The sequence below is a fragment of the Vibrio lentus genome (assembly GCF_030409755.1).
GTDB classification, from domain to species: domain Bacteria; phylum Pseudomonadota; class Gammaproteobacteria; order Enterobacterales; family Vibrionaceae; genus Vibrio; species Vibrio lentus.
In genome coordinates this window covers 1,584,670-1,597,301 of the sequence record NZ_JAUFQE010000002.1, presented here as the reverse complement: position 1 = coordinate 1,597,301, position 12,632 = coordinate 1,584,670, and the positions used below count along the sequence as shown (strand labels likewise).

General features: G+C 43.5%; 11 protein-coding genes. 3 read left to right on the top strand and 8 right to left on the bottom strand.

Translation table 11 applies throughout. The features are described 5' to 3' along the window. Positions 1–36: 36 nt before the first annotated feature. The 7 genes from QWZ07_RS15555 to QWZ07_RS15525 all read right to left on the bottom strand — a co-directional run bounded on the left by QWZ07_RS15555 (position 37) and on the right by QWZ07_RS15525 (position 6,206). Positions 37–1,140 (bottom strand): phosphoribosylaminoimidazolesuccinocarboxamide synthase, encoded by a 1,104-nt coding sequence (locus QWZ07_RS15555; RefSeq protein ID WP_017632354.1) that lies wholly within the window; start codon positions 1,138–1,140, stop codon positions 37–39. A 294-nt stretch (positions 1,141–1,434) separates the two neighbouring features. After that, entirely contained in the window at positions 1,435–1,842 is a 408-nt protein-coding gene (locus QWZ07_RS15550) for a SulA-like leucine-rich domain-containing protein (RefSeq protein WP_017106714.1), read from the bottom strand. 393 nt (positions 1,843–2,235) lie between these two features. Further along, a complete protein-coding gene (locus QWZ07_RS15545) occupies positions 2,236–2,424 on the bottom strand; it encodes a hypothetical protein (protein WP_017078672.1) in 189 nt (62 codons plus the stop codon). Between the two features lie 165 nt (positions 2,425–2,589). Continuing rightward, entirely contained in the window at positions 2,590–3,684 is a 1,095-nt protein-coding gene (locus tag QWZ07_RS15540; RefSeq protein ID WP_192853397.1) for a tetratricopeptide repeat protein, read from the bottom strand. A gap of 157 nt (positions 3,685–3,841) precedes the next feature. After that, positions 3,842–4,510, bottom strand: a complete 669-nt coding sequence (locus tag QWZ07_RS15535; protein WP_065111151.1) for a YiaD family glycine zipper/OmpA-like lipoprotein — start codon at positions 4,508–4,510, stop codon at positions 3,842–3,844. A gap of 114 nt (positions 4,511–4,624) precedes the next feature. Next, positions 4,625–5,314, bottom strand: a complete 690-nt coding sequence (locus QWZ07_RS15530) for a DUF2786 domain-containing protein (RefSeq protein ID WP_029223537.1) — start codon at positions 5,312–5,314, stop codon at positions 4,625–4,627. Positions 5,315–5,522: 208 nt separating this feature from the next. Then, complete coding sequence (locus QWZ07_RS15525; protein ID WP_017106717.1) at positions 5,523–6,206, bottom strand: DUF3334 family protein; 684 nt, start codon at positions 6,204–6,206, stop codon at positions 5,523–5,525. A gap of 222 nt (positions 6,207–6,428) precedes the next feature. On the opposite strand from QWZ07_RS15525, the gene ydiJ reads away from it, so the two are divergent. The 3 genes from ydiJ (at position 6,429) to QWZ07_RS15510 (ending at position 11,773) form a co-directional block, all read left to right on the top strand. Beyond that, positions 6,429–9,464 carry a D-2-hydroxyglutarate dehydrogenase YdiJ gene (gene ydiJ / locus QWZ07_RS15520; protein WP_192853396.1) on the top strand — a complete coding sequence of 1,012 codons (3,036 nt, stop codon included), beginning with the start codon at positions 6,429–6,431 and terminating at the stop codon, positions 9,462–9,464. 67 nt (positions 9,465–9,531) lie between these two features. Next, positions 9,532–9,993: a methyltransferase family protein gene (locus QWZ07_RS15515; RefSeq protein ID WP_099165435.1), complete on the top strand. Its 462-nt coding sequence runs from the start codon at positions 9,532–9,534 to the stop codon at positions 9,991–9,993. 151 nt (positions 9,994–10,144) lie between these two features. Further along, positions 10,145–11,773: a trypsin-like serine protease gene (locus QWZ07_RS15510; RefSeq protein WP_192853417.1), complete on the top strand. Its 1,629-nt coding sequence runs from the start codon at positions 10,145–10,147 to the stop codon at positions 11,771–11,773. 121 nt (positions 11,774–11,894) lie between these two features. Here QWZ07_RS15510 and QWZ07_RS15505 read toward each other — a convergent pair whose 3' ends face one another. Next, a complete protein-coding gene (locus tag QWZ07_RS15505) occupies positions 11,895–12,620 on the bottom strand; it encodes a DUF3581 domain-containing protein (protein WP_010438254.1) in 726 nt (241 codons plus the stop codon). Between the last annotated feature and the right edge of the window lie 12 nt (positions 12,621–12,632).

Here is a 12,632-nt window from a genome sequence, read left to right as displayed (position 1 = left end):
GCTAGCTTATTAGCTTTCTAGCATGTGATTAGTCGACTAATCAATTAGTCCGTAATCGGCACGAAGCACATCAATGATTTCTTGCTTCGGATTGTCGCTTAATACAATCTCGCCACCGGTGATTTTCGCTGCGATATCAAGGTAAGTACGAGACAGAGACATCAATGCATCCAAAGGAAGTTCATTGTCACGAGCTAATGCTTCACGTTCTGGCATACGTTCTTTGTTCAAAAGAATATCCGCGTCAGGGAAGTAGTTAAGTAAGAACTGGCGGAATCCTTCTTTAGAATTCTCGACGATGTTGCCCTTGTTGTACTCTTGAGTATCCCAAATACGAGATGAATCTGGCGTACCCACTTCATCCATGTAGATAAGCTTTTCTTTACCTTGAGCATCGTTGACGTAACCAAACTCAAATTTCGTATCGACAAAGGTTTGATCGACTTTTGCTAGCGCTTGGCTAATTACGTTGAAGCCTTCTTTTAGAAGTTTCTCGTAATGCGCAATGTCACTTGCTTGAGTAAAGTTGAACGCTGCGAAATTGTCTTCGATGTTGTTGCGAGTGATGTTCACATCGTCAGCTTCTGGTACACCAGGAATTCCTTTCAAAATCCCTTTTGTAGAAGGCGTGATCAGTAGCTCAGGCAACTTCTTGTCTTTCTCAAGGCCTTCAGGCATCTCGATACCACAGAATTCACGTTCGCCGTTCGCGTATGCACGCCACATAGAACCCGTGATGTATTGACGACAAATCGCTTCGATCATGACTGGGCGAGCTTTTTGTACAATCCATACGAATGGGTGAGGGATATCAAGAATGTGACTGTCAGCAAGGCCGTTGTCTTTAAACAATTTGAACCAGTGGTTAGAGATAGCATTCAGAGCCGCTCCCTTACCTGGAACACCTTTAAGATTACCTTCACCACGCCAAATACAATCAAACGCAGAGATACGGTCACTGATCACCATGATGGCTAAAGGCGCATCGGGTGCTACATTATAGCCTTTCTCTTTGATTAGTCGTTGGCTATCTTCTTCAGTTAACCAGTAGACCGAACGAACCTTGCCGCTGTGGACAGGTTTATCAGTACGGATTGGTAGGTCATCATTTACGGCAAGAACTTGATCAGCAAGGCTCATTTAGACATTCCTATCTTTTATCAAACGTCATACAGAGAAGTGCGGTGTGCACATGATTAGACGGGCATTATACCCAATCTACTATTTGCTTCCAGATAAAAAGCAAACGATTGCTAAATCTATTGATCAAATAAAAACCCCCGCCTAACTATTCGCTAGAAAATTGGCGAATTGTAGGGCAGGGGAAGGCAGTCTGTTGGGCTGTGTTTTGGAGCTATGCTGTTAAGTTAACTTAAGTTTGTTAGCTAAAAGATTAAGCTACGTTTGTGAGCTAAATTGTTAAGCGAGGTTGGCTTAATGAATACGCTCTGAAGTTTCATCGATGAAGAACACTTCGCATTGAAAGCGTTGGCCTAACGTTCTCAGGTATTGTTGGCTGAATGAGTCGATCGACGTACTCGCAACGATTGCGCTCGCGTTTCCTGAGCGTATTGCTTTCTCGACTGTCTCTACTTCATTCATTTGGTTCGACGCTTTCATATGGATAACGCGCTCGCAGCAAACATTGTGTTGCTTAAGCTGCTTAGCGGATGGTCTTGGCGTTTGAGCAGTAAACAGCAGCCATTGATGTTGATTGGACAGCAACGCCATTCTTGCGAACAACGCTTCCTCGTTTGAGTTTTTGCTTTTACGAGAAACTGATGTAAATGCGCAGTGAACTAGCGGGCTAGAGTGTTGGGCTTTAACGTGTGCTTGAATCATTTTGCTGTCCTTATATACATGCTGTATGTGTATACAGTAGTTTTTGTTGCTTATAAGATCAAGCGGTTTTTGCGGGATTATTGGTCGTTTTATTGCGGGCAAGTAAGAGGTTTCAGCTTAAGTTGTTGATATTTATTTGAAAATTAAATTCGACTGGTTTTTCTATTTTGTCTCATAAATTGAAAAAATGTGATTTCTATACAGGTGTATACAGTGGTTTTTGCAGAAAAGCACTGTATACACCTGTATAGAAGATAAGAAGATAAGAAGATAAGAAGATAAGAAGATAAGAAGATAAGAAGATAAGAAGATAAGAAGACAAGAAGATAAGAAGATAAACCCCAGATACAAAAAAAGCGCCTTAGGCGCTTTCTTATATTTCAACGGTGTTACTTATCTCAGTGTCGCTTGGGAGAGTTTTGTTCTCATTTCCATTTCACCAATATTGAACTGGCGAACATCAATGGTTGCAATATCATTGCACTCTTTACATGCATGGTGACACTTACCATCTAGGTAGTCGTGCTTTTTTACTAGGCTTGGCTTTTTGCACCAATCACAAACGCCTTCTATTGTGAACATATTTTCTCCTCACCTGTTTAAGTCAGGTGTATTTTCGGCGCAAATTATGACACAAGTAAGACCCATTAGTTAATAGTTTGTTACCCGTTTTTGAGAGGGGGATCGATTGCAACACTAATAAAATCGGTATCTTTGCGATCTTGGAAAATGAATATGTGTAGTTGTTTACGGTTTTGTAACATTTTGTAAAATGGTTTTTAGCGCATTGTTCAAACGTTTCATTTCTTCGTTACATCCATGACCATCAGGGTGATAGATTTTAGAGAGTTGTTTGTATCGAATCTTAATGCTTTTTTGGTCAGGAATAGATTTAGGTGTGTAGCCAAAGAGAGCACAGGCCACTTGCAAAGCATTCATACCTTTGTTGTTTTTCTGCTTCTTCAATTCGTTGTAGATTGTTTGAAGCTGACGCTTTTGCTGCTTAATGGTGAAGTCTTTCGCACTAAGCTGTGCTTCCAGTGTCTGTTGCTGCTGATTTAACTCACCAGACTTCAGGCCTTGTCGCTTTCGCGAGATAACCAGAGTCGCGCTGATACTCACTATTGCAATCAAAACGGCAAGCACTACGCCAATCATATAGTCAGAGCTTGTTAGATTAGAACGTGTTGCTTGGTCTCTAGAAGTTAGTGCCGAAGGGAAGGTACTTGCTTGATTTGTATTGGCTTCTGCACTGACGTTGTCATTGAGCTGCTCAATCGAAGAGATTTGCTTGGCACGCTGTTGGTTGAACTGTGCTTCCAGAATGCGATTGTAGCCATCTTCTGCATTAGGATTGTTTTTTAAAGCTGCTTCATACCATAGCTGCGCTGCATCTAACGGTTGCAATAGTTCTTTATCAAGTGAGGATTCATAGATCTTGGCTACTTCTAGAGGCGCTTGCTTGTTACCTTTCAGTGCCGCTTTGATGAACCATTCTAAGGCGAGTTTATTATCTTGCTCGACTTTTGTACCTGCCATGTACCATTCGCCCAGTCTAAACTGCGCATCTGCATTGCCACTGTCCGCTGATTGCGAATACCAATAGAATGCGTCATCGGTGTTTTTAGGCATGCCAGTACCCAGCTCATACGATTGGGCTAATCGATACTGAGAGGTTGAGTCTTGAGGTTGTAGCTCTTGAGGTTGTGGAGATAATGAGAGTTCAGTGCTGCTTTCCGCATGAACGAAATGTGGGGCGAACAATTGTATCGTGGAAAAGACTAGGGCTAGAAATAGAGTTCTAATAAGTGACGATGACCAGAAGTTGGATAAGATAAGCAAAAGATAAGTCTCGTAAAAAAGCCCAGTGCCGATGTATCAGTATGAATACGCTATGTGGCTGAGTGTTAAGTCGTAACGCTTAAAATAAGCCATACGATTGACAAGCAACTATATAGTGGTTAATTCAATAGATAAAGGTAACTGGGCTTTAATCGTGCTACTTAAGCGGCAAGATTTGAATTTCTACACGACGGTTACAAGCACGACCTTGAGACGTGTTGTTGTCACATAGAGGGTAGCGCTCACCGTTACCACGAGCAATGGCACGGCCTGCAGCGACATCTTGAGAAATCAAGAATGCACGAACAGATTCAGCGCGACGCTCAGAAAGGATTTGGTTCGATGATTCGCTGCCAGTGCTGTCAGTGTGACCTTCGATCACTAGGCTCGTGTCTGGGTATTCAACTAAGATACGAGCAACACCGCGAAGTGTGTTGTGAATGCTTGATTCTAAAGCGTAAGAACTTGATTCGAAGCCAATGCCGTTTTCTAAACGAAGTAGAAGCTGGTTCTCACCAACACGCTCTACTTGAACGCCAGAGTTCATTAGCTCTTCGCGAAGTGCTGCTTCTTGTCGGTCAAAGTAGTAACCAATACCACCGCCAACAGCTGCACCACCTGCCGCACCAATTAGTGCGCGTTTACCACGATCTTTAGAGTTGTCACCAGTAGCAGCACCAGCAACGGCACCAGCGATTGCACCAATTAGAGCGCCTTGAGTTGCAGAGTTAGTCTCAGATTCGCCAGTTGTAGCGTTTTGGCGTTGAGTTGCCTGACAACCCGTTAAAGCGACAGTAAGCGCTAGGGCTAGTGTGATTTTTTTCAACGTATTTCTCCATCATGTACTTCTGTCAAACATATAAGTAACGAATGACAACAATTAGTCCTGTAAGTCTTAATGATGGTTTTTATCAATACGCTGAAGCAATGTAAAGTGGCACTATGATTTAGTTATCTTTTTAACTGCTTGGGCACCGCCAACTGGACGATTAACAGACAACTTGCGACCTTTCTTCAAACCAACTTCGTAGTCTGCGGTGAGGTTTTTCATCGCTTCTCTTAGTTGTTGTTTGAAGGTTTCACGGTCAATATTTTCAAATTCTTTATCAATATAGTTATTGATTTTGTTGTTTGATTCGTCGTCTGGGGTAATGGTTGGCAACTTTTCAAGCGCACCTTCTACCCAACCAGAAACGTAAGAATTTACGCGACGAGTGACTTCGAGTGAACCTGTCCCTGATCCTGCAAAGCTGTTTCTGAATTGGCCAGTATGCTCGTTCAATTCACGATAAATGATGTCGAAAGCGAAGGCTGCGAAGATCGCGCGGTCAGCTTCGCCAATGAATTCCACACGCTTAAGGCCTTTGTGGTTCAGTAACACGGCTTCTACGCCAAACTTAGTGTTGATACCACGAATAACGCGCAACAGAGTAGAGCTGATGTTTGCCGGCAACAGGTGACTGGATTGAGTTTTCCCCATTTTGATAAATTCAATATCGTCTTTCTCGAGACCATATTTCAGCATCAAGTTATGCGCCATCTTTATTGCATTGGCCGCTTCGTTGACGTTCGCTGAATTTCCAAGCTCAAGACACTTGGCTATTTTCTTTAGGGCTTTTTTCTTATCCATCGACTACTTAATCATTACCGCAAATTTTGAAAAGTCCGACATTTTACATGTTTTGTCAGATAACAGAAAGCCCAAACTCGTTTGGATAGCATTAAAAGGTTTCTGATGGGAGTGCGGAAGGCAATGTTGAGGGGCAATAAAAAACGCCATCAAGAGCATTGATGGCGTTAGTGACACAATTTGTCATTATGGCTAGAGCTTTAGCAAACTAGATCCCAAGTTCATCGAGTAGATCTGCTGCTGCATCGTTACCTGAGCTTTGTGCTGGTTTGTTCGCTTCTTGCATTTTTTTCTGAGTCGCTTCTAAGATGCTATCTGGACATTCGTCTTCAGCGATTTCAAATTCTTCCAATTGGATGAATTCTGTCTTATCCATTGCAAGCTCAAGATAGAAGATGTTGTTGTTTGCAGTCGAGAAAGTCACACGACGAGCTTGTGGACGATCGAGGTTAGTATCAACGGAAAGGTTCACTTGCTTGTTCAGTGCCAGCATTTTCGGTTGGTTCTGCGTGATGTTAGTTTGCAGTTCTTTACGAATTTTGTTCGTGAAATCACCAACCAACTGGTTCATTAACTCGCCCAAAACATCGCCTACTTCGTCAGACGTGTGAAGCACTGCGAGCTCATCTTCTGGCATGCCCATGTTACGCATGTAATTGGTATAGATCTCTAACGCCGCTTTAGACGTAAAATTGATTACAACAAGACCAGAAAAGCCGCCGTCAAATAAAACGAAGCAACCAAAATCTGGTTTAAGGCTGGTCTTGTTAATCTTTTGCACCATAGCTGAATAGGACACCTGAGAAGCCGTCGCTGAAGTGAGTACGCTTGATACTGATTGGCATAGCTTAAGAAGAATATCTTCAGTTGTGACTGTTTTGTTTTTTTTCATTGTTATGTGCTCATGGAGATGTCTTAAACAAAATGTTATTCAGTATATTGCGACTGAATTAAGACGAAAGTGACTATTTCTCCATTCTTGCATTCAGATTCTGATTTGATCATCTTTTTATATGATCTTAATAGTAGTAAAGTGACGAAATTCAAAGAAAATTACTAAAAATCTCAGATAACCCAATGCTGATTGGATCAGCGAAGTAGGGGCAGGAAGCAAATGTTACCAAGACTTCAACTCAATGCTGATGTCGATCCAGTTGTCGTACGCTTTTTAGATGAACTAAAAATAGCGGGCTTTACTGGCGACATTGAGTCTCAATATTCGAGCCGTTTGGCTGTGGCGACTGATAACAGTGTGTATCAGCAATTGCCGCAGGCGGTCATTCTTCCTAAGACAACAAACGATGTTGTTTTGATCGGTAAAGTGGGCGCTCAGTCTGCTTACGAACGAGTGACTTTTTCCCCTCGTGGTGGCGGTACCGGAACTAACGGTCAATCCTTGACGAAAGGTGTCGTGGTTGACATGTCACGCCACATGAATAACGTTCTTGAAATTAACGAAAAAGAGGGCTGGGTGAGAGTTCAGTCTGGTGTCGTTAAAGACCAATTGAACGATTCTGTGCGTCCCTACGGTTACTTCTTCTCTCCAGACCTTTCAACCAGTAACCGAGCAACCTTAGGTGGCATGGTCAATACCGATGCTTCTGGTCAAGGTTCATTGAAGTACGGCAAAACCTCTGATCATGTGTTGTCACTGCAAGCGGTATTCGCAGATGGTTCATGCCTCGAATCTGATTTATCACACGGTTTGCCTGCTGAAGGTGAATTTGCTCACCATGCACTTGCAGTAACTGAAGCCGTTTGTCGAGATAAGCGCGCTCAAATCCTCAATAAATTCCCTCCGTTAAACCGCTTCCTTACGGGCTACGACCTCAAGAATGCGATCAACGAAGAAGATGACAGCTTTGACCTGACTCGTGTTCTGTGTGGCGCAGAGGGTTCATTGGCATTCATTACCGAAGCAAAGCTGAACCTCACGCCGATTCCAAAAGCGCGCACATTGGTTAACGTGAAATACAACACGTTTGATTCTGCGCTGCGTAATGCGCCGTTCATGGTCGAAGCGAAAGCGCTGTCTGTAGAAACGGTGGATTCAAGAGTATTGAACCTAGCGAAGCAAGACATCGTTTGGCACACCGTGAGCGACCTGCTGATGGATGTTCCAGATAAAGAGATGCTTGGCATCAACATGGTTGAGTTTGCAGGCCAAGATGAAGCGGAAGTTGAACAACAAGTTCAAGCGCTGACCGCGCAACTTGAAAGCATGGTCGAAACCGAAGAAGCGGGTGTGATTGGTTTCCAAGTGTGCAGCGATTTAGCGAGCATTGGCCGAATTTACAACATGCGTAAAAAAGCGGTAGGTCTGTTAGGTGCGGCGAAAGGCCGAGCTAAGCCGGTCGCTTTTGCTGAAGATACCTGTGTACCACCGGAAAACTTGGCGGATTTCATCTCTGAATTTAGAGTACTGCTCGATTCAAAAGAGTTGAACTACGGCATGTTTGGTCACGTTGATGCGGGCGTACTACACGTTCGTCCGGCACTTGATCTGTGTGACCCGATGCAAGAAGCACTGATGCACGAAGTCTCTGATGAAGTGGTTAAGCTGGTGGCGAAATACGGTGGCTTGATGTGGGGTGAGCACGGTAAAGGTTTCCGTTCTGAGTATGGCCCTGACTTCTTTGGTGAAGAGCTGTTTACTGAGTTAAGACGTGTTAAAGCAGCGTTTGACCCGCACAACAAGATGAACCCAGGCAAGATCTGTACGCCATTAGAAAGCGACGCTGAATTGGTGAAAGTCACCGATACCAAGCGTGGCTTCTACGACCGTCAGATCGACGTACAAGTTCGTGATAGCTTCAAACAAGCGATGGAATGTAATGGTAACGGCTTGTGTTTCAACTACGATACTAGCTCGCCAATGTGTCCTTCGATGAAAGTCACGGCTGACCGTCGTCATTCTCCAAAAGGCCGCGCAGGCTTAGTAAGAGAGTGGTTGCGTCAGCTAACGGAACAAGGCGTCGATATTCTCGATTTAGAGCAAGAAGCGCTGAAGGACAATACTCCGGTCAAAACCATGGTGGAACGTGTTCGTAATACAATGAACAAACGCCATGAATACGATTTCTCTCATGAAGTTCACGAAGCGATGAACGGTTGTCTTGCGTGTAAAGCGTGTGCGAGTCAGTGTCCGATTAAAGTCGATGTGCCGAGTTTCCGTTCTCGATTCTTAAACATTTATTACTCGCGTTACCAACGCCCTGCAAAAGACTATTTAGTCGCCAACATTGAAACCATGCTGCCGCTAATGGCGAAAGCGCCAAAGGTTGTTAATGCTGCCTTGGGTCAAAAGTGGATACAAACCGCAACGGCGAAAACGGTTGGTTATGTCGATGCACCACTGATGTCGGTGCCTACACTAAAAAATCGCCTAGCGAGCAAAGAGCTGCAACTCTTCGATCTTCAATATCTAGAAGGGCTCTCTTCTGAGCAGAAGAAACAGCACGTGTTGATCGTTCAAGACCCGTTTACTAGCTTCTATGATGCAGAGGTAGTCGAAGACTTCGTCACTCTGGCTCAAAAGCTTGGTAAAACTCCGGTATTACTGCCATTTAAACCAAATGGTAAAGCACTGCACATTAAAGGCTTCTTAAGTCGTTTTGCGCGAGAAGCGAAATCAACATCGGATTTCTTGTCAATGGTGGCGGATATCGGCATACCTTTGGTGGGTGTTGATCCTGCACTGGTGCTTTGTTATCGCGATGAATACGTTGAGATCTTGGCTGACAAGCGCGGAGACTTCGATGTACTGACTGTGCATGAATGGTTAATGCCATCGTTGGGTGAGTTTGAAGCTCGTTCTGCAAGTGAAGAGATGTGGTACTTGTTCGCTCACTGTACTGAGAAGACCAAAATGCCGAACGCTGAAAAAGAGTGGGGCGCTATCTTTAAACACTTTGGTGCTGCGTTAACTAGCGTTCCTGTTGGCTGTTGCGGCATGGCGGGCACCTTCGGGCACGAAGTCGATAAGCTACAAATGTCGAAAGATATATACGGTTTAAGTTGGAAGCCAAGGATGAAAGACTTACCGAAAGAGCGTTGCTTAGTGACGGGTTATTCCTGTCGAAGCCAAGTGAAGCGTTTTGAGGGTGAGAAGCTTGCCCATCCATTACAGGCGCTAGCCAAAATTCTTTAATACATTTAGCCCAGCAATTGCTGGGCTTTTTTCTAAACTAACAATGGAATTGTTAATAAGGAAAGCTATGAGGTTTCTAGAGTTAAAAGTACCACCCGTTGCACTGTTCATTATTGTATTCATGGCCTCGTACTTCTGTGCTCAGCAGTTGAGCCAAGGAACATTGGCACTGCCTTATGGAATGGCTGTGCTCGGTATCGGGATTGTATTGAGTGGCGTTATTGGAATATCAGGCATATGGGAGTTTCGCAAACAGAAAACCACCGTTAATCCGATCAAAGTCGAAACCGCATCCGCAGTCGTGGACAGTGGAATCTTTGGCTACACGCGAAATCCAATGTATCTAGGGCTATTTATCCTACTGTTTTGCTTTGGCTACTTCTTCCAAAACCTATTCAGTGTTTTGCTCAGTTTTGTATTCGTAATTTACATGAATCAGTTCCAAATTAAGCCAGAAGAACGCGCTCTAGAGCAATTATTCGGTGCGGAATATGTTGATTACAAACAAAAGGTTAGACGCTGGATCTGATGTGCATTCAGATACAATTAAGCAATTAAATAAGAATCATTATCGATTGGTTGATCTATATCACAAATTAATGTGTTTTAGGTTTCATATTGATTTCTTATAAAATAGTCTGCGCTTCATTATTAAAATGAATAAAGGCTAGGTAATGAAAATTGTTCAGGCGAAATGGTTGTCGCTAGGTGTCTGTGTAGTGAGTCTGTCTTCAACGTCGGTGTTGGCAGATGTTTCAGCTCGAATTATAAACGGTAAAGAAGCAACACAAGGAAATTGGCCATTTATGGCTGCGCTAGTCTCAAGGAACGTGAATGCTTATGACGGTCAGCTTTGTGGTGCTAGCTTCATTGGTGAACGATATGTATTAACTGCCGCTCACTGTGTGGAAGGTAATGGTCGTGAAGATCTCGATGTGGTGATTGGCGTATCAAATCTTTCGGCCTCTCAAGCTGCACAACATAGATACGCTGTTGAGAATATTTATGTACATCAATACTATAACTCTGTAGCGACAGGCAATGATATAGCGATTATCGAGCTCGTTGATCAGCCATCGGAGTCTGTCGTTAATCTCGTTGATGGTTATGTTCGAGGTAACCTGAATGATGGTCAGATGCTAACGGTGATGGGCTGGGGAGATCAGGATGCATCAGATGGATATGCATCTAAGAGTGAACTGTACCAAGTCAACGTTCCTTTAGTTAACCAGTACGAATGTAATAGTGTTCCTCACAGTGGCTATGCCTTTATTGGCAGTGATGCATTCTGTGCGGGGTACAGTGATGGTGGTTATGACTCTTGTCAGGGTGACAGTGGTGGCCCAATCGTTGTTTCGACAAATGGAACATATGAGCAACTGGGCATTGTAAGCTGGGGTAAAGGCTGTGCAGAGGCTAACGCCTACGGAGTCTATACCAATATTAGTTATTTTGATGATTGGATTGATGAGCAGAAAGCAGGGTTTAGTTACCGTCAAGTGGAGATGCTAGGTGCAAAATTATTGGCTCCTATTTCACATACCTTTGAATTCACAAATAAATCTGATCAAAACATTCAAGTAAACCGTGTTTATCCAATTTCAGGTAATGATACGGTGATAACGGACAACGGATGTAGCACTTTAACTGCAGGACAAAGCTGTGAAGTTGTGGTGAGCTATAACCTAAACTCAATTGGCGAACATGAATTTGGCATTAATGTTGACACTGATTCACTATTGGGCACGGTTACATCAACGGCTTCTGTTGTAGGGGCGAGATCTGTAACGAATACTGTGAACTCTTATGTGAGTTTACCAAACAGTGGTGTCTACAGCACACAAGCGTGGGGTACCGAAGGATCAACAATCGTCTCTCCATCAATAGGTAGCAGCGAATCGACAATGTTGGTTGTAGAGGGTATACCCACCGGGACAGTCTCTTTCGATGTGACGGTATCGTCTGAGTTGGATCATGATTACCTTGAGCTCTATATCAACGGTCAAGAATTCGATAAAGAATCGGGTCAGCTTTCTGGTTCAGTGAACCTGCCGATGGTTAGGGATTCCAATAACAGCTTTATGATTAAATATGTGAAAGATGGCTCTATTTCTTACGGGGATGACAGAGTTACGATCACTAACTTTGCGTATACCGGTGAGATCAAGATATCTAAGTCTGAGGGCACGCAGAATGCAAAAAGCTCAGGCGGCGGCAGCGGTGGTTCACTGGCTTGGCATTGGTTACTCGTCCTTTTCGGTGGTTTGATTGTACGAAAGTTACCTTCACCACTGAAGTTTAAAAAGTAATCAGTACAAATATAATTTGATGGTTAAAAACTAAAAAGCCCAGCTTGAGGATATCAAGCTGGGCTTTATTGATCTTATTCTAGAGCTTATTTACATCGAGATGTGTAAATAAGGATGCTGATTAAGCGGCAGCTGCGAACTGAGCTAGAAACATCTCTTTACGTTCGTTGAAGCGGTTTACTAGGTCATCGACAGAAGCTTGGTCGTATGGCTTAAGACCACTTGCTACCATGCGTTTCACGCCTTTACCGACTACTTCACCGTCTTCTTTGAAATCAAAGTTTAGTGTCACGATGCCACGCTTACCTTCAACGTCAAAAGTCGCACCAGAGAATTCAACTTCTGGGTGAGAAAGATCAAGGCGAGTAAACTCAACTTCCATGCTCTCATAGATCACAAGAGGACGCTGGCAGTTGATCATCATCTGTTGCTCTTCCATAAGAGGAACCATGATGTGTGGGAAGTTCATACCAGAGAACTTAACGTAGTTTGTTACTACGTGTTCGATGAATGCTTGATCGTGGCTCTTTTCACCTTCACAAGACATGTGTAGGTACTCTTTGCCTTTCTCGTCAACCAGTGAGCTTTCTTTTTCACACTTGTTGTCAACGCTAAGCGCAATACCGTTACCCACCATACCTGAAAAATCAAAACGCATTTTTTGGCTGATGCCTTCTTTTTGCAGAAGTACTGCAAACAAAAGATCGCCAGGCACGCAGAAGCGTTTGTTGTCTTCATCGTGAATTGGGTTGAAGTCAGCGGCTACTTTTTTAGCAAAGTGGCTAGCCTGTTCACGAGTGAATTGAAATTGATTGTCTTCAGTAGAAAAGTAAGGTGTCAGAAACATAGTATCGCTATT

Excerpts from the sequence above, each read along its gene's own strand:
- QWZ07_RS15555 (WP_017632354.1), bottom strand. The coding sequence starts at position 1,140 with ATGAGCCTTGCTGATCAAGTTCTTGCCGTAAATGATGACCTACCAATC.
- QWZ07_RS15550 (WP_017106714.1), bottom strand. The coding sequence starts at position 1,842 with ATGATTCAAGCACACGTTAAAGCCCAACACTCTAGCCCGCTAGTTCAC.
- QWZ07_RS15545 (WP_017078672.1), bottom strand. The coding sequence starts at position 2,424 with ATGTTCACAATAGAAGGCGTTTGTGATTGGTGCAAAAAGCCAAGCCTA.
- QWZ07_RS15530 (WP_029223537.1), bottom strand. The coding sequence starts at position 5,314 with ATGGATAAGAAAAAAGCCCTAAAGAAAATAGCCAAGTGTCTTGAGCTT.
- QWZ07_RS15525 (WP_017106717.1), bottom strand. The coding sequence starts at position 6,206 with ATGAAAAAAAACAAAACAGTCACAACTGAAGATATTCTTCTTAAGCTA.
- ydiJ (WP_192853396.1), top strand. The coding sequence starts at position 6,429 with ATGTTACCAAGACTTCAACTCAATGCTGATGTCGATCCAGTTGTCGTA.
- QWZ07_RS15515 (WP_099165435.1), top strand. The coding sequence starts at position 9,532 with ATGAGGTTTCTAGAGTTAAAAGTACCACCCGTTGCACTGTTCATTATT.
- QWZ07_RS15505 (WP_010438254.1), bottom strand. The coding sequence starts at position 12,620 with ATGTTTCTGACACCTTACTTTTCTACTGAAGACAATCAATTTCAATTC.